Annotated in this window: 18 protein-coding genes, 2 pseudogenes and 1 riboswitch; of the genes and pseudogenes, 7 read left to right on the forward strand and 13 right to left on the reverse strand. The window is 69.7% G+C overall.

Annotated elements, in window-relative coordinates:
* Positions 1-213, reverse strand: a pseudogene (locus VGC18_RS03985) (rubrerythrin family protein); the annotation flags it as partial.
* Between the two features lie 157 nt (positions 214-370).
* Complete coding sequence (locus tag VGC18_RS03990) at positions 371-1,168, reverse strand: DeoR/GlpR family DNA-binding transcription regulator (RefSeq protein WP_331094460.1); 798 nt, start codon at positions 1,166-1,168, stop codon at positions 371-373.
* 81 nt (positions 1,169-1,249) lie between these two features.
* Between VGC18_RS03990 and galT the strand changes: the two genes are divergently transcribed.
* The 3 genes from galT to VGC18_RS04005 are packed head-to-tail and all read left to right on the forward strand — an operon-like array spanning position 1,250 to position 4,297.
* A complete protein-coding gene (galT, locus tag VGC18_RS03995) occupies positions 1,250-2,359 on the forward strand; it encodes a galactose-1-phosphate uridylyltransferase (RefSeq protein ID WP_331094462.1) in 1,110 nt (369 codons plus the stop codon).
* The gene (gene galK / locus VGC18_RS04000; protein ID WP_331094464.1) at positions 2,356-3,516 is read left to right on the forward strand and encodes a galactokinase; all 1,161 of its coding nucleotides are present in this window, start codon (positions 2,356-2,358) and stop codon (positions 3,514-3,516) included. The genes galT and galK overlap by 4 nt, the downstream gene beginning before the upstream one ends.
* A gap of 16 nt (positions 3,517-3,532) precedes the next feature.
* Positions 3,533-4,297 (forward strand): hypothetical protein, encoded by a 765-nt coding sequence (locus VGC18_RS04005; protein WP_331094466.1) that lies wholly within the window; start codon positions 3,533-3,535, stop codon positions 4,295-4,297.
* A 17-nt stretch (positions 4,298-4,314) separates the two neighbouring features.
* Here the strand turns inward: VGC18_RS04005 and VGC18_RS04010 are convergent, their stop codons facing one another.
* The 3 genes from VGC18_RS04010 to VGC18_RS04020 all read right to left on the reverse strand — a co-directional run bounded on the left by VGC18_RS04010 (position 4,315) and on the right by VGC18_RS04020 (position 8,097).
* Positions 4,315-5,190 (reverse strand): bifunctional methylenetetrahydrofolate dehydrogenase/methenyltetrahydrofolate cyclohydrolase, encoded by an 876-nt coding sequence (locus VGC18_RS04010; protein WP_331094468.1) that lies wholly within the window; start codon positions 5,188-5,190, stop codon positions 4,315-4,317.
* A 195-nt stretch (positions 5,191-5,385) separates the two neighbouring features.
* Positions 5,386-6,717 carry a serine hydroxymethyltransferase gene (gene glyA, locus VGC18_RS04015; protein ID WP_331094471.1) on the reverse strand — a complete coding sequence of 444 codons (1,332 nt, stop codon included), beginning with the start codon at positions 6,715-6,717 and terminating at the stop codon, positions 5,386-5,388.
* 41 nt (positions 6,718-6,758) lie between these two features.
* A riboswitch (ZMP/ZTP riboswitch) is annotated at positions 6,759-6,843 on the reverse strand.
* 3 nt (positions 6,844-6,846) lie between these two features.
* Positions 6,847-8,097 carry an MFS transporter gene (locus tag VGC18_RS04020; protein WP_331094473.1) on the reverse strand — a complete coding sequence of 417 codons (1,251 nt, stop codon included), beginning with the start codon at positions 8,095-8,097 and terminating at the stop codon, positions 6,847-6,849.
* A gap of 106 nt (positions 8,098-8,203) precedes the next feature.
* On the opposite strand from VGC18_RS04020, the gene purU reads away from it, so the two are divergent.
* From purU to nagA, 3 genes are read left to right on the forward strand one after another with little or no spacing between them, the layout of a single operon-like run.
* Positions 8,204-9,070, forward strand: coding sequence for a formyltetrahydrofolate deformylase (purU, locus tag VGC18_RS04025; RefSeq protein WP_331094475.1), 867 nt, complete (start codon positions 8,204-8,206; stop codon positions 9,068-9,070).
* A complete protein-coding gene (locus tag VGC18_RS04030; RefSeq protein ID WP_331094477.1) occupies positions 9,067-9,420 on the forward strand; it encodes a YrdB family protein in 354 nt (117 codons plus the stop codon). Before purU ends, VGC18_RS04030 begins: the two co-directional genes overlap by 4 nt.
* Positions 9,417-10,559 carry an N-acetylglucosamine-6-phosphate deacetylase gene (gene nagA / locus VGC18_RS04035; RefSeq protein WP_331094478.1) on the forward strand — a complete coding sequence of 381 codons (1,143 nt, stop codon included), beginning with the start codon at positions 9,417-9,419 and terminating at the stop codon, positions 10,557-10,559. Before VGC18_RS04030 ends, nagA begins: the two co-directional genes overlap by 4 nt.
* Before the next feature lie 22 nt (positions 10,560-10,581).
* Here the strand turns inward: nagA and VGC18_RS04040 are convergent, their stop codons facing one another.
* From VGC18_RS04040 to VGC18_RS04075, 8 genes are all read right to left on the reverse strand, one after another.
* On the reverse strand, positions 10,582-11,352 hold the full coding sequence (locus VGC18_RS04040; protein ID WP_331094482.1) for a glucosamine-6-phosphate deaminase: 771 nt from the start codon (positions 11,350-11,352) through the stop codon (positions 10,582-10,584).
* Entirely contained in the window at positions 11,352-12,266 is a 915-nt protein-coding gene (locus tag VGC18_RS04045) for an ROK family protein (protein ID WP_331094484.1), read from the reverse strand. The genes VGC18_RS04040 and VGC18_RS04045 overlap by 1 nt, the downstream gene beginning before the upstream one ends.
* Positions 12,263-13,714: a beta-N-acetylhexosaminidase gene (nagZ, locus tag VGC18_RS04050; RefSeq protein WP_331094486.1), complete on the reverse strand. Its 1,452-nt coding sequence runs from the start codon at positions 13,712-13,714 to the stop codon at positions 12,263-12,265. The genes VGC18_RS04045 and nagZ overlap by 4 nt, the downstream gene beginning before the upstream one ends.
* The gene (locus VGC18_RS04055) at positions 13,711-14,571 is read right to left on the reverse strand and encodes a carbohydrate ABC transporter permease (protein ID WP_331094488.1); all 861 of its coding nucleotides are present in this window, start codon (positions 14,569-14,571) and stop codon (positions 13,711-13,713) included. Before VGC18_RS04055 ends, nagZ begins: the two co-directional genes overlap by 4 nt.
* Positions 14,568-15,530 carry a sugar ABC transporter permease gene (locus VGC18_RS04060; protein WP_331094490.1) on the reverse strand — a complete coding sequence of 321 codons (963 nt, stop codon included), beginning with the start codon at positions 15,528-15,530 and terminating at the stop codon, positions 14,568-14,570. Before VGC18_RS04060 ends, VGC18_RS04055 begins: the two co-directional genes overlap by 4 nt.
* Before the next feature lie 79 nt (positions 15,531-15,609).
* Positions 15,610-16,971 (reverse strand): extracellular solute-binding protein, encoded by a 1,362-nt coding sequence (locus VGC18_RS04065; protein WP_331094492.1) that lies wholly within the window; start codon positions 16,969-16,971, stop codon positions 15,610-15,612.
* Positions 16,972-17,252: 281 nt separating this feature from the next.
* A complete protein-coding gene (locus VGC18_RS04070; protein ID WP_331094494.1) occupies positions 17,253-18,455 on the reverse strand; it encodes an ROK family transcriptional regulator in 1,203 nt (400 codons plus the stop codon).
* A 222-nt stretch (positions 18,456-18,677) separates the two neighbouring features.
* On the reverse strand, positions 18,678-19,892 hold the full coding sequence (locus tag VGC18_RS04075) for an NADP-dependent isocitrate dehydrogenase (RefSeq protein WP_331094496.1): 1,215 nt from the start codon (positions 19,890-19,892) through the stop codon (positions 18,678-18,680).
* Positions 19,893-20,032: 140 nt separating this feature from the next.
* Here VGC18_RS04075 and VGC18_RS04080 point away from each other — a divergent pair.
* Positions 20,033-20,277: pseudogene (locus VGC18_RS04080) on the forward strand (GNAT family N-acetyltransferase); the annotation flags it as partial.

The raw sequence follows: 20,277 nt of genomic DNA on the forward strand, positions 1-20,277 counted from the left end.
GTCGCCCCGGAGCGGCTTGCCCGCCTGGTCGCCGAGCAGCACCTTCCAGTGCTCCTCGTGGCGGCCCTCCGCCTCGGCGAGGGCGAGCAGGATCTCCCGCTCCTCCCCGGTGCGGCGGGAGGCGAGGTCGCGATAGACGGCGGCCTCAGCGCGCTCGTCGGCGAGGTACTGCCGCCATCGGCGGAGGGTGGCCGGCTTGAGGGGGGTCGTCATGGTGGGCCTCCACTCGTGGTCATCGGGCGCCGTGCGGGGAACGAGCCGCTGGCGACGCCAGCCGCTGCGGGCTCAGACAATCCTGCCAGACGTGCCGCATCCAGGTTGCCAGAGAAGCCTCTCGCGGCCAACCGCGGGAGAGGCGGCCGTGAGAGATCTAGGCCCGGATGACCGCGAGCCCGGCGGAGATCAGGTCGTCGATCTGCCGCTGCTCGCATTCCGTGCCGGTGATCAGCGTGTCGACCCCGTCGAGCGGGGCGACCCGGCTGAGCTGGGTGCGTCCGAGCTTGGTGCTGTCGGCGACGACGATGCGGCGGGCGGCCGTGGCGAGCATCCGTCGCTTCATGTCCGCCTCCGGCAGGTTCACGTTGGTGACGCCGGCGACGACATCGACGCCGCTGCAGCCGATGAAAACGAGATCGGCCCTGATGTGATCGAGCACCACGCCGGCGAGGGGCTCGACGAGGGAGTGCTGCAGCGGGCGCAGGGTGCCGCCGGTGACGACCACGGTGAAGCGCGGGATCGCCGCCTCGAGGATGAGCGCGATGTTGAGCGCATTGGTGATGACCACGACGTTCTGCAGGTCGGCGCGGTCGAGCAGCGCGGCGGCGATCGCCGTCGTGGTGGTGCCGACGTCGAGGACGATGGCCTGGCCCGACTCGACGAGCCCGGCCGCCGCCCGGCCGATCCTGGCCTTCTCGTCGCTCGCGGCGAGCAGCGACTGCTCGAAGGGCCGCTCGAGCTCGCCCGGTCGTCCGCCGGCGACGGCGCCGCCGTGCACCCGCACGAGCGACCTCGCCTCGGCGAGCGCGTCGAGATCGGCCCGCACGGTGACCTCGGAGACGTGGAACCGCCTGCTGAGCTCGCCCACCTTGGCGAAGCCCCGCTCGTCGACGAGGGCGAGGATCTGCTCGCGCCGAGCCGCAGCGGGAGGGGAGACCTGCGCTTCGACCATGGGTTTATCTTCGATTACTTGCGTATTCTTGTCAATGAGCGCTAAGGTTTCCTGCGTTCGAAACCATTCGAAGGAACTCCTATGTCACCGATCGTCAAACGCGACTACCGTCTTGCCGACGGACGCGAGCTCATCTACTTCGACGACGAGGACACCACGCTGGCTCCGGATCGCAAACCGGATGCGCGCATCCTCGATCCGAGGCCGGCCACCGCCGTCATGCGCCAGGACCCGCTGACCGGCGAATGGATCTCCATCGCCGCCGCCCGCCAGAACCGGGTCTTCCTGCCGCCGGACGACCAGGACCCGCTCGCCCCCGCGAGCGAGAACAACCCCTCCGAGATCCCCGACGACTACGACGTCGCGGTCTTCGAGAACCGTTCCCCCTCCTTCGGCCCCGACCTCTCCGCGGCCTTCGACCCCACGGAACTGGCCACCGTCGGCCTCGGGCGGACGCTGCCGTCCATCGGCCGCTGCGAGGTCGTCTCGTTCAGCCCCAGCCACGAGGGCGCCTTCGGCAGCATCACCCGGTCCCGCGCGCGCACGGTCATCGAGGCCTGGGCCGACCGCACCGCGGCGCTGTCGGCACTGCCGGGCATCCAGCAGGTCTTCCCCTTCGAGAACCGCGGCGAGGCGATCGGCGTGACCCTGCGCCACCCGCACGGGCAGATCTACGCCTACCCATACGTCACCCCGAGGACCACGCGGCTGCTGGAGTCGATCGAGAGGTTCGGGCCCGACCTGTTCGAGCGCATCCTCGAGTTCGAGAGCGCCTCGGAGCGGGTCGTCCTGCGGGGCGAGCACTGGACGGCATTCGTGCCCTTCGCCGCCCGCTGGCCCATCGAGGTGCACATGCTCCCGCACCGTCACGTCGCGGACTTCGCGGAGACGAACGACGAGGAGCGCGAGGAGCTCTCCGGCCTGTACCTGAGGCTGCTGCGCGGCATCGACGCTCTCTACGACACCCCGACGCCCTACATTGCCGCCTGGCACCAGGCACCGGTGAACGTCGGTCGCGACACCGTCCGCCTCATGCTGCAGGTCACCTCGCCCAGGCGGGCGGAGAACAAGCTCAAGTACCTGGCCGGCTCCGAGGCGGCCATGGGTGCGTGGATCGGCGACGTGCCGCCGGAGAAGTCGGCCGCCCTGATCAGGGACGGCCTCGATCGAGTTGAGGAGCCAGAGGCATGAGCGACATCCGCGACGAGGTGCGGTCCGGGTTCACCGAGACCTTCGGGTACGAGCCGGCCGGCCTCTGGTCCGCTCCCGGCCGGGTGAACCTCATCGGCGAGCACACCGACTACAACGGCGGCTTCGTGCTGCCCTTCGCGATCGACCGGCGCACCGTCGTCGCCCTCGCGCTGCGCGACGACTGCCTCGCCAGGGTGGCGAGCTCCTTCGCCGACGAGGTCGTCGAGATCGACCTCACCGAGCTCTCCCCCGACCGCCTGCACGGCTGGGCGGCCTACCCGCTCGGCGTCGCCTGGGCGCTCGGCGAGCACGGCGCGGATCTCTCCGCCGTTCCGGGCTTCGACGCCTACATCGAATCCGACGTTCCCGTCGGCTCCGGGCTCTCGTCCTCCGCGGCCATCGAGAGCGCGGTGGCCATCGCCCTCAACGACGTGTGGCGCCTGCGCCTCGACCGTCCCGAGCTCGCGAGCGTCGGCCAGCTGGCCGAGAACAAGGCCGTCGGCGCCCCGACCGGCATCATGGACCAGTCGGCGTCCCTGCTCGGGCAGAAGGACTCCGCGGTGTTCCTCGACTGCCGCTCCCTCGAGTCGCAGATCGTCGACCTGGGCCTCACCGCCGCCGGCCTCGTCGTCCTCGTCATGGACACCGGCGTCAGCCACGCGCACGCGACCGGCGGCTACGCCGAGCGGCGCGCATCCTGCGAGCTCGGAGCCCGGATGCTCGGGGTCGAGTCGCTGCGCGAGGTGTCGATCGACGACCTCCCGCGAGCGCGGACGATCCTCGACGACGTGACCTTCCGCCGGGTGCGCCACGTCGTCACCGAGGACCAGCGCGTGCTGGACACCGTGCGAACCCTTCGGGAGTCCGGACCGGCCGCGATCGGGGAGCTGCTCGACGCCTCCCACCGCTCCATGCGCGACGACTTCGAGATCTCGGTCCCCGAACTCGACCTCGCCGTCGAGACCGCGCAGGAGAACGGGGCGATCGGCGCGCGGATGACCGGCGGCGGATTCGGCGGGGCGGCCATCGCACTCATCCGTAAGGATGATCTCTCCCGGATCCAGGTTGCTATCGAGGGAGCATTCGCGGAACATGGTTTTGGCCTTCCCGACACGTTCGTGGTGGTCGCCGCCCAGGGGGCGTCCAGGGAGAGCTGATCCAGGAGGAGACGACGTGCGAGGACCGCTGATCAGGGCATCGATCGGCGTGATCGGGGCACTGACGGTCGCCGCGATGCTGGCCGGATGCGCGGAGTCGAAGGCGGCTGCGCCCGCGTCGAGCCGGTCGGCCGATCCCGCACCGACGTCCTCGGCGAGCGCCACCCCGGCGAAGCCCTCCGACACCCTGTTCACGGTCACCGCGAACGTGCGCGGCAAGGACGGCAGCACGATCGCCGTCCAGCTCACCGCCCATCAGCCCGTGCCATCCACCGCCTCCGGTGCGAAGCCGCTCGAGGCCGAGTTCCTCAAGGCCTGCGGAGGCGACCAGGGCGACGGCACCCCGGTGACGGCGGACACGCTCGCCGGTGGCGGGAGCGTCCTCGTCTCCCTTGACCTGGCCAGCAGCGTCGTCGGCAAGCCCTTCGCCTACCCGCTCGATCTCTCGCTCGGCAGCCCGGACACGGGCTGGTCGGCGAGCGGGAAGGGCATCACCCCGACCGACAGCACCGCACCGTGCACGAGCGGATACCGCTGGGGCACCTCGGGAACCGCCCACGGGGTCGCCGACTTCGAGAGCGGAAGCACGGAGCCCGACCCCACTCTGTGGCGCTTCGCGCGCTACGGCTTCTCGGTGCCGTTCGACTCCGGCGCGACCATCGAGGCGTGCACGGTCAACCTCACCGATCTGGCCAGGCCCATCGTCGCGGGGGTCGCTGGCTGGGATGCGAGCGCGCCGGCGAGCGGCATCGACTGCAGCATCGGCTACGTCGGGGAGTAGCCTCCCGCTCCGAGCGACTACAGCCGCTCCGCCGCCTCCACGACGTTCTGCATGAGCATCGCCCGCGTCATCGGCCCGACCCCTCCAGGAACCGGGGACAGCCAGCCCGCCACCTCCGCCACGCCGGGGTCGACGTCGCCGATGAGCCTCGCCTTGCCGGTCTCCTCGTTCACGCGGCGGGTGATGCCGACGTCCAGCACGGCGGCGCCCGGCTTCACCCAGTCGGCCGTCACCAGCCCGGGAACGCCGACCGCGGCCACGACGATGTCGGCGCGCCGCACCTCGTCCGCGAGGCCGACGGTTCTGGAGTGGGCGAGGGTGACCGTGGCATCCAGCCCCTTGCGGGTGAGCAGCAGGCCGAGCGGACGGCCAACCGTCAGGCCGCGGCCGATGACGACGACGTGCCGCCCGGCGATCGGCACGTCGTAGCGCCTCAGCATCTCGACGAGGCCGGCAGGGGTGCAGGGCAGCGGGGAGTGGAGCTCGCCGGCGACGCCGAGCACCAGGCGGCCGAGGTTCATCGGGTGCAGGCCGTCGGCATCCTTGGCCGGGTCCATGAGCTCGAGCATGGCGTTCTCGTCGATCGCCGCTGGAAGGGGCAGCTGGACGATGTAGCCGGTGACCGCGGGGTCGTCGTTGAGATCGCGGATGGCGGAGCGGACATCCGCCTCGCTCGCGTCCGCCGGCAGGTCGACCCTGATGGACTCGATGCCGAGCTCGAGACTGTCGCGGTGCTTGCCGCCGACGTAGGAGAGCGACCCGGGGTCGTCGCCGACCAGGAGCGTGCCGAGCCCCGGGCGGACGCCCCTGGCCTTGAGCGCGCTGATGCGGTCGACGAGCTCGGCCTTCACTGCCGCCGCGGTGGCGACGCCGTCCATGCGTACTGCGGTCATGTCAGTTCCCTTCGAGTGAGTCCGTGCTGTCTTTCCGTGCCTGTCCCGTTCCGTGCCCGAGCCATCCCGCGCTGCCACCCCGCCACGCCATCCCGTGACGCCGCTCAAGGGACAACTTTTGTCCTTCGTCGGGGCGAGGAAGCTGCAAAGCTGTCCCTTGGCGGGAATCCGGGCCGGAAGCCGAGCCGAGGCGGGTCAGGCCCAGGTGCCGGGGCTCGTGAGTCCCGGGTAGAGCGGATAGCCGTCGGTGAGCTTCAGCACCCTGGCCCGGAGCGCGGCGATGTCGGGGGACGGCTTGAGGGCCGTCGCAATGATGTCGGCGACCTCCGTGAACTCCTCGTCACCGAAACCGCGGGTGGCCAGCGCCGCGGTGCCGATGCGGACGCCGGACGGGGTCATGGCCGGCCGCGGGTCGAACGGCACGGCGTTGCGGTTCACGGTGATGCCGACGGAGTGCAGGATGTCTTCCGCATCCTGACCGTGAATGGCCGAGGTGCGCAGGTCGACGAGCACCAGGTGCACGTCGGTGCCGCCGGTGAGCACGTCGATGCCCGCCGCCCGCGCATCAGGGGCGGTCAGGCGCTCGGCGAGGATCTGCGCCCCGCGCACCGTGCGCTCCTGACGGTCGCGGAACTCCGGCTCGGCCGCGAGCTTGAACGCCGTGGCCTTGGCGGCGATGACGTGCATGAGCGGGCCGCCCTGCTGCCCGGGGAAGACGGCCGAGTTGAGCTTCTTCGCCAGCTCGGTGTCCCGGCTGACGATGAACCCGGAGCGGGGACCGGCGAGCGTCTTGTGCGCCGTGCTGGACACGACGTCGGCGTAGGGGACGGGCGAGGGATGCAGCCCGGTCGCGACGAGCCCGGCGAAGTGGGCCATGTCCACCCAGAGCTTTGCACCGACCTCGTCGGCGATGGAGCGGAAGGCCGCGAAGTCGAGCTGGCGGGAGTACGCCGACCAGCCGGCGATCAGCACGCTCGGCCGGTGCTCGAGGGCCTTCTCCCTGACGACGTCCATGTCGACGCGGAAGGTCTCCGGATCGACCCCGTACGCGGTCGCGTTGTAGAGCTTGCCGGAGAAGTTGAGCTTCATACCGTGGGTGAGGTGGCCGCCGTGCGCGAGCTCGAGGCCCAGGATGGTGTCGCCGGGGGTCGCGATCGCTGCGAGCACCGCGGCGTTCGCGGAGGCGCCGGAATGCGGCTGGACATTGGCGAACTCCGCGCCGAACAGCTTCTTGACCCGCTCGATGGCGAGGTTCTCCGCGATGTCGACGAACTCGCATCCGCCGTAGTACCTGCGGCCGGGATAGCCCTCGGCGTACTTGTTCGTGAGCACGGAACCCTGCGACTCGAGCACGGCCCGGGAGACGAAGTTCTCGCTCGCGATCATCTCGAGCGTTCCGCGCTGGCGGCCCAGCTCCTGGTCGAGGACCGCGGCGATCTCCGGGTCGACGCTCGCGAGCGGATCGGTGAAGGTGGAGGGGAGGGACGAGGAAGCGGGGTTTGTTGAGACTGAATCTGTAGAGGACACTGACTGCTCCTTTGGCACGACCGGACGGGAATAACGGTATCCGGTTCGGCCCAGGCGTACGGCCGAAACGTGAAGTCAGTCGCTCCCCGATGGTTGCCCATCTCAACGCCAGTTGCGACCCGCCCGAGTCTACCGGTTGGAGGGCCGCCGCCGCAGGAGCGCATCCGAGGCGATCACGAGCGCGATGGAGAACAGCAGCACCCCGACGTAGACCCAGGGAAGGGCGGAGAGGCCGAGACCCGCCAGCACGATCGAGCCGACGAGCGCGCCGCCGCCGATGCCCACGTTGAAGGCGCTCGTGTAGAAGGCGCTCGAGGCGTCACGGATGCGCGCGGGCGCCGCGTGCAGCAGCCGCGTCTGGAGCAGGGGCGGCAGCGCCCCCATGGCCAGCCCCCAGAGGAAGAAGGCGGAGAGCGCGAGCGGCACCATCCGCGGAACGATGGCGAGCGTCAGCGTGGTGCAGAGGATCAGCACCAGGCCGGCCATGAGCCCGAGCCGGGGACGACGGCCGAGCCAGACCGCGACGAGCACGAGCGAGACGGCCCCCGCCGCGCCGTAGAGGAACAGGACGGGGCCGACGGCCGACTCGTGGAGGCCGACGGCGCGCACGAGGTAGGGCGCGATGAAGGTGTAGAAGCAGTACTGGCCGAGCATGGTGATCGCGGTGATCACGCAGACGAACACCACCGCCGTCACCGAATGGTCACGCCGGGGCTCCTCATCCCCCGCGAACTCCTCGGTGAGGACGGTGATCGAGCCGGTCGACGTCCCCACGAGGGTCGAGGTGCTGAGGTGGTCGACGCGCGGAAGGAAGCGGTAGACGAAGCCGGCGGCGACGAAGGTGAGCGCGGCGAGGATGACGAAGCTCAGGCGCCATCCGACCGCCCCTCCGAGCGCGGTCCCGAGCGGGACGCCGAGCACAAACGCGAGAGAGCCGCCGCCGAGGGTGATCGACACCGCCCTGCCCAGCTGCTCCTTGGGCACCAGATAGGCCGAGTATGCGCCGACCACCGACCAGAAGACACCGTGGGCGAGGCCGCCAAGGATGCGCGAGAGCACGAGCACCGGATAGTTGGGCGCCAGCGCGGTGAGCAGCGCGCTCGCCACGAAGATCACGAGAACGCCCACCACGAGGGCATGCCGCGGAAGCCGCCTGGTCAGCGCGGTCAGCGGCGCGCTCGACAGCACGACGGTGAACGCGAAGACGGAGACGGTGACGCCGATCTCCGACTCGCTGACGCCGAGCTGGTGGCTCATCTCCGGCAGCAGGCCGGTGGGCAGCATCTCGATCGTGACGCTCATGAACACGGCGACGGCCAGCGTGATGAGGGCGAAATAGGGGAAGCGCGATGACGAGACGGGCGTTTGCGGCGCGGCCATGGGAGAGAAGGTCTTCTTCGAGGAGAGGGTTGAGCGTCACGCCGCCCGCGGGAGCCGCGGCACCTGCGGCATCCCTTCCAGCGTAGCGGCCGGGAGGCAATAGCCTATGAACGTGACTTCGCCCGATCCCACCCACTGGGTGCTGACCCTGGTCTGCGCCGACCGCCCCGGCATCGTGCACGCGATCAGCGGGGCGATCGTCGCCTCCGGAGGCAACATCACCGAGTCGCAGCAGTTCTCCAGCGAGGATACCGGCACCTTCTTCATGCGCCTCCAGGTGCTGTCGACCATCGACCGGACCGGCTTCGAGGCGGCGCTGCTGCCCGTGACCGAGCGCTACGGGATGACCTGGAAGCTGGATGTTGTCGGCCGGCCGCTGCGCACCCTCGTCCTGGTCTCGAAGGCCGCGCACTGCGTCAACGACCTCCTGTTCCGCGAGCGCGCGGGTCAGCTGCCCGTCGAGCTCCCCCTCGTGCTCAGCAACCATCCCGACCTCGCCGACCTGGCCGAGTTCTACGGGGTCCCCTTCGAGGCGCATCAGGTGGTGTCCGAGGGCCAGAAGCTCGCCTTCGAGGACCGGATCGTGGATGCCGTCGAGCAGTTCGACATCGAGCTGGTCGTGCTCGCCCGCTACATGCAGATCCTGTCCCCCGCCCTCTGCGCCAGGCTCGAGGGCCGGATCATCAACATCCACCATTCCTTCCTCCCCGGCTTCAAGGGCGCCAATCCCTACCGCCAGGCCCACGCCCGCGGCGTCAAGCTGATCGGCGCGACGGCCCATTTCGTCACGAGCGACCTCGACGAGGGGCCGATCATCGAGCAGAACGTCGTCCGCGTCGACCACTCGCGGACCGTCGCCGAGCTCGTGTCCATCGGGCAGGACGAGGAGTCGCGCACCCTCACCCAGGCGGTGACCTGGTTCGCCGAGAACAGGGTGCTGCGCGACGGCGCACGCACGATCATCTTCCGATGAGGATCGGCCCGAACGGTCTGCTCCGCCTCCTACTGGAGCTCTTCGCCCTCTTCTCGCTCGGCTACTGGGGCTACCTGGCCTGGCCGTTCCCCTGGCCCGCCGTGCTGTTCATGATCGGCGCGCCGCTGTTCGCCGCCGCCGTCTGGGCCCTGTTCCGCTCGCCGAGGGCCGTGCTGCCGCTCGACCCGGTCGGCCGGGTGCTGGTGGAGATCCTCCTCCTGGGGGCCGCGGCGGTCGCCTGGGTCATGCTCGGCCATCCGATCGTCGGCGGGGTGTTCGCGGTGATCGCCGCCGCGAGTGGCATCGTGAACGGCAGGGCGGAATTCGCGAGGGAGACGACGGACCGATGACGATCCTGTTCCATGGGGCACGCAAGCTGGACGCGAACGGCCAGGTCGACGACTTCTGGATGCTCGTGGACGGCACCACGATCGCCGCGACCGGCTCCGGCCCGCGGCATCCGGATGCGACGGAGCTGGTGGACGTCGACGGCCGCTGGTTCGTCCCCGGCTTCATCGACCTGCACGCCCACGGCGGCGGCGGGCACTCCTACGACGACGGACCGGAGGAGATCGCCGGTGCGCTGGCGACCCACCGTGCGCACGGCACCACGAGGTCCGTGCTCAGCCTCGTCGCGAATCCGGTGGCCTACCTGCGGGAGAGCCTCTCGCTCATCGCCGACCTCGCCGAGTCCGACCCGCTCGTGCTCGGTTCCCACCTCGAGGGCCCGTTCCTCGCCGCCGGCAGGCACGGGGCGCACAATCCGGAGTTCCTCATCGACCCGAGCCCCTACGACGTCGAGGAGCTGATCGGGGCCGCGCGCGGCACGCTGCGGCAGCTGACCATCGCCCCGGAGCTGCCCGGAGCCCTCGAGACGATCGACGTCCTCGTCGAGAACGGGGTGACCGTGGCGATCGGGCACACCGAGGCGAGCTTCGAGGTCGCCCAGCAGGCCTTCGATCGTGGGGCGCGGTTGCTCACCCACGTGTTCAACGCGATGCCGGGCATCCATCACCGGGCGCCCGGCCCCGTCGTCGCGGCCTTCGAGGACAAGCGGGTGACCATCGAGCTGATCCTCGACGGCCAGCACGTGCATCCGGAGGTCGCCGCGATGGTCTTCGCCTCCGCTCCCGGTCGGGTCGCCCTCGTCACCGACGCGATGGCCGCCGCCGGCGCCAGCGACGGCGACTACCGGCTCGGATCGCTCAACGTCACGGTGCGGGGCGGTCTCGCGCTGCTCTCCGGAACCTCGACCATCGCCGGGTCGACCCTGACCCAGGACGCCGCGCTGCGCTGCGCGATCGCCGCGGCCCACGTGCCTCCGCGGGAGGCGATCGCGGCCCTCACCGTCGCGCCGGCCAGGGCACTCGGCATCGGACACCGGCACGGCCTGCTCTCCCCCGGCTTCGTCGCCGACGCCGTGCTGCTCGACCATGAGTGGCACGTGCACGAGGTCTGGGCGGACGGCGCGCGCATCCACTCCGCCTGAGGCGCGGCGTGCGGTCGGACCGCTACAGCTGCTCCCAGACCGGCTTGTTCGCCCAGGCGTAGCGGTAGTAGTCGACGTTCGCGAGCCGGGAGGCCGCGGCCTCGTCGACGAGCACCGTGACATGCGGATGCAGCTGGATGGCCGACCCCGGCGCGCTCGCGGTGACCGGCCCCTCCACCGCGGCGGCGATCGCCTCCGCCTTGGCCTCGCCGAAGGCGAAGAGCAGCAGATGCCTGGCCCTGCGGATCGTGCCGAGTCCCTGGGTGATGCAGTTGACCGGGACGTCGTCGATCGAGGCGAAGAAGCGAGCGTTGTCGCGGCGGGTCTGCTGGGTGAGGGTCTTCACGCGGGTCAGCGATTCGAAGGACGATCCCGGCTCGTTGAACCCGATGTGTCCGTCGGTGCCGATGCCGAGGATCTGCAGATCGACGCCCCCGGCCTCGCGGATCGAGCGCTCGTAGTCCTCGCCGGCCTTCTCGATGGGTCCCCGGTCGCCGGGCACCCGGATGCGCGCGGGGTCGAGCCCGAGCGGTTCGATCACCTCCCGGGTGATCACGGCGCGATAGCTCTCCGGGTGCCCGGCGGGAAGCCCGACGTATTCGTCCAGGGCGAATCCCCGGACGAGCGAGAGATCGGCTCCGCGCGCCGCGAGGGCCCGATAGACGGCGAGCGGCGTCGATCCGGTGGCGAGGCCGAGCACGGCATCCGGCTTCGAGGCGACGAGCGCGAGGATGGTGTCCGCCGCGAGCTCACCGGCCCGCGCCATGTCCTCGACGATCACGATCTCTGCCACTAGAGCACCCCTGTCATTGTTGTACCGACGAAGGCCGCGCCGACGGCGGCGGCCGAGAATCCCGAGGGGACCAGCCGGACCCGATCGGCGAGCCCGAGGGAGGCCACGAAGGGCGAGGACGCCCAGGAGTCGAACATGTCGCGAACCCCGAGGAGGAGGGGCTCGCCGAGCGAGCTGATGCCCCCGCCGATGACGACGGTCTCGACGTCGACCGTGAGCACAAGCAGACGCACGGCGGAGGCGACGTTCTCGACGAGCCTCCGTCGCACCTCCACCGCCCGGGGGTCGCCGGCCTCCGCCGCCTCGAACAGGGCCTGCACCGGTCGCTCCGCGGTCGTCGGCCACTGCCGGGACACGGCGGAACCGGACGCGACCATCTCCAGGCATCCCCGCTGACCGCAGGGGCAGAGCGGCCCCTCCGGGTCGACGGGGATGTGGCCGATCTCGCCGGCCGTCCCCCGGGATCCGCGCCACAGCTCGCCCTTGAGGACGAGGCCGGCGGCCAGCCCCGTCCCGAGGTTGAGGTAGGCCATCGAGCTCGTGTCGGGCATCCCGAGGAGGTGGAACGCCCCGAGGGCCGCGGCGTTGACGTCGTTCTCCACCCGCACGGGAACGCCGAGGAGACCGGAGAGCTTCGCGCCGAGCTCGAGCTCCTCGATGCCGAGGTTGACCGCGTGGGAGACGCGCCCGATCTCGCTGTCGACGGCGCCGGGGATGCCGACGCCGACGGACTCGAAGTCCTCCACCGCCACCCCACTCGCGGCGGCGAGCGCGGTGATCGCCTCCACCGCCGTCGCGATCACGGCGTCGGAACCGAAACCGGTCGGCGTCCGCAGCTGGTGCAGCACCGTGCCGTCGCGGTCCACCGATACCGCATCCGTCTTCGTGCCGCCGATGTCTATGCCGACCCTCACGGTGCATCCGCTTTCTGTTGACTGCTCTGTCCGGCACGATCGAGCCAGACGGTCAGGGCCTCGCCGACGTGCCTCGACGCCCCGAAGGTGGCCACGTCGGCGTAGGCGCGGTCGTCGTCCGGCCATCCCATGTCGACGACGATGGTCTCCGGATGCTCGCGCCTGAGCTCGTCGATCAGGGCCCGCACCCACTCGTGCCGGTGGTTGTCCTTGCCGATGAGCACGGGCTGCAGGCCGTCGGGGATCTCGATGCGATCGCCGCGGCTCACCCGGACCACCTCGGCGCCCGCGGCGGCCGGCCCCCAGGGCGACGGGCCGACCGCGATGTTCGTCGTGGTCTCCAGCGTGAGCAGAAGACGCCCGTCGCTGACCGTCACGGCCTCGCCGATCTCGAAGACGCCGATCGTCCGCTCCCGGTCGAAGGACGCGGCCGGACCATCGTATGCCTCGGGCGGAATGCTCTCCAGGTCGTCGCGCAGCTCGGTGGCGAGGCGCCGCGTCCTCAGCGCGGCGTCCGTCAGCCTCGCGGCCTCCAGGCGGCCGTCCGACACGGCGCCGTCCAGGGCCGCCTCGATCTCGCGGAGCTGGGCATCCGTGTTGGCGGTGCCGAGGCAGAGCAGGTCGCAGCCGCCGGCGATCGCCCGCACGGCGGCCTCCGGGATGCCGATGCCGCCGCTCGCGCCGGCCATGTCCAGGGCGTCGGAGACGATGACACCGTCGAAGCCGAGCTCACCGCGGAGCAGGTCCTGCAGGATGCGCCGCGAGAACGTCGCGGGCCTCTCTCGGTCGACCCGCGGGAGCAGGATGTGCGAGGTCATGATCGTGCGGGCACCCGCCGCGATCGCGGCGGCGAAGGGCACGAGCTCCCGCTCGCGAAGGGCCTCGAGCGGCCGGTCGACGACGGGCATGGCGAGATGCGAGTCCTGCGCGGTGTCTCCATGCCCCGGGAAATGCTTGGCGCTGGCCGCCGTGCCCGTGGACTCCAGCCCGCGAACCCAGGCGGCGGCGTGCCTGGCCACGAGCGCGGCATCGGCGCCGAAGCTGCGCACGCCGATGACCGGGTTCTTCGGGTTCGAGTTGACGTCGACGTCCGGCGCGAAGTCGAGGTTGCAGCCGGCCAGGCGCAGCTGCCGCCCCACGGACCGTGCGACGGACTCGGTGTACTCGACGTCGTCGATGCGGCCGAGCACGGCGTTGCCGGGGAAGGGGGAGCCGGTCCGCTCGTAGAGCCGGGTGACGTCGCCGCCCTCCTCGTCGACGGCCACGATGGCGAGCGGATTGGCCGCCCGGATGTCCGCGGTCAGGGCGCGCAGCTGCTCGGGGCAGACGATGTTCTCGCCGAACAGGCAGACGCCGGCGAGGCCGTTCCGCAGGCGCGCGGCCAGCCAGTCGGGAAGGGCCGTGCCGACGAACCCGGGCAGCAGCACTCCCGCCGCGTCCTCGCTCATCCCTTCACCGCCCCACTCACGAGACCGCTGGTCATCCGCCCCTGGACGAACAGGAAGAAGATGATCACCGGCAGCGCGACGAGGGTCGAGGCCGCCATGACCTGACCCCAGTCGATCGCCTTGCTCGCGCTGGCCTGGATGAAGCCGCGCAGCCAGAGCGGCAGCGTCTGACTCGAGTTGTTCTGCAGCACGACGAGGGCGACCGTGAACTCGTTCCAGGCCTGGAGGAAGGCATAGACGCCGGAGGCGACGAGGCCGGGGGCGAGCAGCGGGAAGGTGATGCGCAGGAAGGCCTGGGTGCGGCTCAGCCCGTCCACCATGGCGGCCTCCTCAAGCTCCGCGGGGATGCCCGCCACGAAGCCGCGCAGCATCCAGATGGTGAACGGCACGACCGCGGCGATGTAGATGATGCTCACCCCGAGCACGGTGTTGAGCAGGTTGACCGAGGCCATCAGCTTGTACTGGGCGATGAAGAGGCCCTCGGCCGGCAGCATCTGGATGAACAGGATTGTCAGGACGAACGCGCGGCGTCCGCGGAAGCGGAACCGGCTGATGGCGAGGGCGGCGAGGAACGCGAAGAACAGGCAGCAGACCACCACAATGAGGGCGATGGTGAGGCTCATCCCGAGGGCGGGGAAGAAGGTGCCGCCCCGGAACACCGCGAGGAAGTTGTCGAAGGACCCGCCGAAGGGCAGGAAGGTCGGCGTCGCCGACTGCAGCACGACGTTCGGCAGCAGGGAGGAGTTGACCATCCAGTAGACGGGGAAGATCCAGACCAGGGCGACGACGACGCCGAGGACACCGAGCAGGATCCTGCCCGGCCTCGGCCGGCGCCTGCGGGACGGGGTGACGGTCACGACTCGTCCTCCCTCAGGAGGCTGCGCACGTAGAACGCGCTGATGGCGACCGTGAGGATGAGCACGAAGACGGAGACGGCGGACGCCATCCCGAAGTCGCTCGACCCGGTGCCGAGCTGATAGATGTAGGTGCCGAGGAGGTTGGTCTCGCTGGCGATGGAGCCGGCGTCCTGGAGCAGCCTGATCTGGGTGAAGACCCGCAGGTCCCAGATCACTTGCAGCAGCAGCACGATGCCGAGCACCGGCCGGATGATCGGGACGATGATGCTCCAGAAGCGCTGGCTGGGGCTCGCGCCGTCCATCTGCGCCGCCTCGATCACCTCGCCGGAGACCTGGGTCAGCCCGGCGTAGACGGAGAAGGCGACGAAGGGGACGCTCATCCAGACCACGATGATCATCGCGACGAAGAAGAACGACAGCGGGTTCTGCAGCCAGTTGTGGTCCTGGAACGGCAGGCCGAGCGCGGTCAGCACCCAGTTGACGACGCCGCGCCTCCAGTCGAACAGCCAGTTCCAGACCGTCATCGCGGCCACCACCGGCATCGCCCAGGCGAGCAGCATCGCGATCTGGATGACGATGCGCACCGCCCGGCCGACGGCCTTCATGAGCAGGGCGACGAGCACTCCGAGCCCCATGGTGACCCCCGCGGTGACGAAGCAGAAGGCCACGGAGCGGAGGATGACCGTCCACAGGTACGGATCGGTGGCCAGTCTCACGTAGTTGTCGAGCCAGACGAAGGGGGCTGGCTGGCCGAACTGCTGCGCGAGACCGAACTTCTGGGTCGAGGTGATCAGCTGCCAGACCAGCGGATAGCCCATCGCGATGGCGAGGATGGCCACGGACGGGATGATGAGGAAGTACGGGGTGAGCGGGCGACGCCGACGGCGACGGACCGGGGTTCCCGGCGCTCCGGGAGTCTCGGCGATGGCGAGCCCCTGCACGGTGGCCTCTGCTGTCACGGGGACCCTCCTCCTTCCTTCGGTTCGTTCGATCGTGGCGCGGGCGGCCGGCCTCGGCCGACCGCCCGCGGGGATGCCGCTACTTGGCGTTCAGCATCGGGGTGATCTTGCTGTCGTACTGGGTGGCGAGGGCCTTGAGGTCCGGCGCATCCTTGATCTTGCTGAAGAACTCCTCGAGCACGTTCGAGGACTCGACGGATGCCCATCCGGGCGCCGCCGGGGTCAGCTTCGAGTTCGAGGCCGACGAGATGAGCGCCTTGGCGAACTCGTCGTCACCGAGCGACGAGACGTACTTGGAGTTCGCCGGCCCGAGACCATTCTTGCCCAGCATCTCCTGGTAGGTCTTGGAGAAGATGATCTTCAGGAGCGTCTTGGCCAGTCCCGGGTTCTTGCTCTTGGCGGAGATCCCGATGTTGGAGCCGCCGGCGAAGACCGGTGCCGGCTTGCCGTCGTTGCCGGGGAGGGCGAAGACGCCGAAGGTGTTGTCGTCCCAGGTGCGGGTGACCTTGCCGTCCTTCTCGCCCTTCGTCCCGATCGACCAGTGCGCCCAGCCCGGGGCCATGATCGTCGCCGCGGCGAGCGACACCGGGGTGGTCGGGTCGGTGGTGGTCGCGCCGGGAATGGCGTCGTCGTCGTTCAGGTAGATGTACTGGTTGCTGTCCTTCGCGTCGTTCGGCGCGTTCGAGGCCGACTTGTACAGCGCCTGAAGCTGTTCGAGGCCCTTGAGCGTCGCCGGGTCGTCGAGGGTCGCCGTCCACTTGCCGCCGGACTCCTTGGCGATGTCGCCGCCGTTGGCGAAGATCCAGGAGATCCCGTCGCGCCAGTCCTGGCCGCCGAGGTAGAAGCCGGAGAAGTTCGCGATGCCCGCGGGGTTCTTCTCCGCGATCGTCGTGACATCCGTGTTGAACTCGTCGAGGGTCGTCGGGACGGTGGTGATCCCGGCCTTGGCCCAGATGTCCTTGCGGTAGAAGACGTAGCGCGAGCCGAAGTAGTAGGGCAGCGTGTAGTTCTTGCCGCTGACCTCGCCGGCCTGGACGAAGGACTGCAGCAGGTTGCTGCCGCCGAGGTCCTTGTACATGTCGGAGATGTCGAGGAAGGCGCCGACGTTGGTGAAGGTCGGCGACTGGGTGTTGCCCATCTCGGTGACGTCGGGCGTGTTGTTGGCGTCGGGCAGCGCGGTGGTGAGCTTGGTGACGATGTCGCCCCAGTCCTGCTGCTGGATGTTCAGCTTTCCACCGGTCTCCTTCGTGAACTCCTTCTTCAGGTAGCTGCGAAGCGCGTCGGGGGTGTCCGCCCCGGCGAGCCAGAGGGTGATCGTCTTGCCCTTGCCGTCGGTGCTGGCACCGCCGCCGGAGGAGGTGTCGGATCCGGAGCTGCAGGCGCCGAGCGCGAGGACAGAGGCGAGAGCGACAGCGGTGACGCCGGCTAGCTTTCTCTTCATTGCTGTTCCTTTCAGGATGTCGATGGCGACAGGGGCGCATCGACGGTGCGGAGGGAGACCGGCCAGGATCGTCGATCGAATGTTTGTTAGTGTGCCTTACCAAACCCCGGAGCGGCAAGCTTTGTTAGCACTGTTTACAAAACCGAAACTTTTGGGCGGGCCGGCGGACCCGACGAGTGGCGCCGACGAGTGGCCCTGTCAACCACACCGTCGAGTCGCACTGTCGACCACACCGTCGAGCGGCGCCAGGAGCGCGATCCCGCGGCCCGGTCGAGCGCGGCTCAGGAGACGCCGAGCCGTTCCGACAGCACCATGACCGCGGCGCCCCGCAGGACGATGTCGTCGCCGAGGGTGGTCAGCCGCAGGACGAGGTCGCTGTGGAACTCCGCCATGGTGCGGGCGCGGACGGTCTCGAGCGTCGCGGTCAGCAGCGTCCCGTCCAGGAGGCCCGCCGGTCCGCTCAGCACCACGTCCGCGACGTTGAGGCCGCCGACCAGGGGGGCGAGCGCGATCCCCAGCCGTTCGCCGGCCTCGCGAAGGATGTCCTCCCGCTCCCCCGCGGAGTGCGCGGCGGCGAGCTTCGCATCGAGACGCGGTGTCGCCAGCCAGGTCTCGAGACAGCCGTGTTTGCCGCAGCTGCACTCGGCGCCGCCATCCGTCCCGACCACGACGTGGCCGATCTCGCCCGCGGCGAACCGGCTGCCGTAGAGCAGGGTCCCGCCCACGAGCAGTCCGGCGCCGACGCCGTGCCCGATCTTGACGAGCATCAGGTCCCCCGTCGCCTCGCCGAAGGAGTGCTCCGCGAGCACGGCGGCGTTGGCGTCGTTGGCGACCACGACCGCGAGCCCGAACCGCTCGGAGAGGATGTCCCGCAGACGCACACCGCTCCAGCCCAGGTTCGGCGCGCTCCGGACGACGCCGTCGAGGTCGACGACGCCGGGTGAGCCGACACCGAGGCCGAGGATCGGCGCGGTCGCCATCGCCACGAGGCGCTCGGCCAGGGTCACCACCTTGTCGACGGCCTGCTGCCCGGTGCTGCCGGCGAGCGGGATCTCGGCGCGGCCGAGGATGGTGCCATCCAGGTCGAGCACGGCGCCCCGGAACACGGAGTATTCGCTGAGATCGATGCCGACGATCTGGAACGCGCCCCGGTCGATGTCGATGAGCGTCGCCGGTTTGCCCGGCCTGGCCCCCTCGCGCTGGCCCATCTCAATGACCAGTCCCTCGGCCATGAGGTCGGCGACGAGGTCGGAAACGGTGACGCGGGTCAGTCCCGTGCTGCGGGCCACGTCCGCCCGGCTCTGATGTCCGCTCGAGTACAGGGTCTGCAGCACAAGCGATCGGTTGTGCCCGCGGGCGTGCTCCGGCAGCACCTTGCTGCTCGGACGCAGCACCCGCCCGCTCGAGACGTTGTGCTGGGAGACCCCGGCGGGCACGACGACGACCCCCTGGACCGCACCGCTCTCGCCGCCGAATTCGCTCATGTTTGTTAGTCAAGCTTACCAACCCGCCCTCCGCAACGGAGTGAGCGCGGCCGCCGAGCGTCCCGAACCCGCATCCCGCCACCTCGCCATCACCGCAGGCGTTGCCGTCGCCCCCAGGGGACAACTTGTGTCCTTCGCGCGGCCAGGGAAGGACAAAAGCTGTCCCCTGGGCGGCCGCTCGGCCTCGGCCGGCCTCCGCAGGCCGGGCCCGGGCGGGTGCCGCTAGCCCAGGCGCGCGGCCAGGTTCTTGTCGAGTGTGTCGAGGAACTCCTCGGTGGTCTGCCACTTCTGGTCGGGGCCGACGAGCGCGGCGAGGTCCTTGGTCATCGCGCCCGCCTCGACCGACTTCACCACGACGTCCTCGAGGGTCTGGCTGAACTCGATGAGCGCCTGGTTGCCGTCGAGCGTTCCCCGGTGGGCGAGGCCGCGCGTCCAGGCGTAGATCGAGGCGATGGGGTTGGTCGAGGTGGGCTTGCCCGCCTGGTGCATCCGGTAGTGGCGGGTGACCGTTCCGTGCGCGGCCTCCGCCTCGACGATGCTGCCGTCCGGGACGGACAGCACCGAGGTCATCAGGCCGAGCGAGCCGAATCCCTGGGCGACGGTGTCCGACTGCACGTCGCCATCGTAGTTCTTCGTCGCCCAGACGTAGCCGCCCTCCCACTTCATGGCCGAGGCGACCATGTCGTCGATGAGACGGTGCTCGTAGGTGAGCCCGGCCGCATCGAACCGCTCCTTGAACTCGGCCTCGAAGACCTCCTGGAAGATGTCCTTGAACCGGCCGTCGTAGGCCTTGAGGATCGTGTTCTTCGTCGACAGGTAGACCGGGTAATTGCGGGCCAGGCCGTAGTTGAGGCTGGCGCGCGCGAAGTCGCGGATGGAGGCATCCAGGTTGTACTGCACCTGCGCGACGCCGTCGCCGGGCGCCTGGTAGACCTCGAACTTCAGCGGCTCTGAACCGTCGTCCGGGGTGAAGCTCACCTCGAGCTTGCCCGCCCCGTGGAAGCGGAAGTCGGTGGCGCGGTACTGGTCGCCGAAGGCGTGACGGCCGATGATGATCGGCTTGTTCCAGCCAGGGACGAGCCGCGGGATGTTGGAGATGATGATCGGCTCGCGGAAGATGACGCCGCCGAGGATGTTGCGGATGGTGCCGTTCGGCGACTTCCACATCTTCTTCAGGCCGAACTCCTCGACGCGGGCCTCGTCCGGGGTGATCGTCGCGCACTTGACGCCGACCCCGTGCTTCTGGATGGCGTGGGCCGCGTCGATCGTGACCTGGTCGTCCGTCGCATCCCGGTTCTCGATCCCGAGGTCGTAGTACTCGAGGTTGATGTCGAGGTAGGGGTGGATCAGCGTGTCCTTGATCTTCTGCCAGATGATGCGGGTCATCTCGTCGCCGTCCAGCTCGACGACGGTGCCTTCAACCTTGATCTTGGACAAGCGACTCTCCTCTATGACGGGCCATTCTCCTACCGCGGATAGCTTACCCGTTTGCGTAACTATCTTGACATCGAGATAGTTGGCTCTGCTCCGGGACCTTCGACTACCTCTTCGCCGACGACGGGGATTACCCTGTCGTCATGGCTGAGTTACGACTGGAAGAGCTGTCCGCGAAGACGATCGTTGCGGCGAACAGCCTCACCCTCCGGCCCGGCCAGGAGCAGTTCGTGACGCCCCCGTCCTACGCGATCGCCGACGCCTACATCAACCCGGTCACCTCCTGGCCCCGGGTCGTTCTCGACGGCGAGACGGTCGTCGGCTTCATCCGCGGCAACTTCGATCCCGACGCCCTGCAGGAGGAGTTCCGCAGCTGCATCTGGCGCGT

The sequence above is a fragment of the Lacisediminihabitans sp. genome (genome assembly GCF_036404185.1).
Taxonomy (GTDB): domain Bacteria; phylum Actinomycetota; class Actinomycetes; order Actinomycetales; family Microbacteriaceae; genus Lacisediminihabitans.

Coding starts and splice junctions, on each gene's coding strand:
- VGC18_RS03990 (WP_331094460.1), bottom strand. CDS start 1,168: ATGGTCGAAGCGCAGGTCTCCCCTCCCGCTGCGGCTCGGCGCGAGCAG.
- galT (WP_331094462.1), top strand. CDS start 1,250: ATGTCACCGATCGTCAAACGCGACTACCGTCTTGCCGACGGACGCGAG.
- galK (WP_331094464.1), top strand. CDS start 2,356: ATGAGCGACATCCGCGACGAGGTGCGGTCCGGGTTCACCGAGACCTTC.
- VGC18_RS04010 (WP_331094468.1), bottom strand. CDS start 5,190: ATGACCGCAGTACGCATGGACGGCGTCGCCACCGCGGCGGCAGTGAAG.
- VGC18_RS04020 (WP_331094473.1), bottom strand. CDS start 8,097: ATGGCCGCGCCGCAAACGCCCGTCTCGTCATCGCGCTTCCCCTATTTC.
- purU (WP_331094475.1), top strand. CDS start 8,204: ATGAACGTGACTTCGCCCGATCCCACCCACTGGGTGCTGACCCTGGTC.
- VGC18_RS04030 (WP_331094477.1), top strand. CDS start 9,067: ATGAGGATCGGCCCGAACGGTCTGCTCCGCCTCCTACTGGAGCTCTTC.
- nagA (WP_331094478.1), top strand. CDS start 9,417: ATGACGATCCTGTTCCATGGGGCACGCAAGCTGGACGCGAACGGCCAG.
- nagZ (WP_331094486.1), bottom strand. CDS start 13,714: ATGAGCGAGGACGCGGCGGGAGTGCTGCTGCCCGGGTTCGTCGGCACG.
- VGC18_RS04065 (WP_331094492.1), bottom strand. CDS start 16,971: ATGAAGAGAAAGCTAGCCGGCGTCACCGCTGTCGCTCTCGCCTCTGTC.
- VGC18_RS04070 (WP_331094494.1), bottom strand. CDS start 18,455: ATGAGCGAATTCGGCGGCGAGAGCGGTGCGGTCCAGGGGGTCGTCGTC.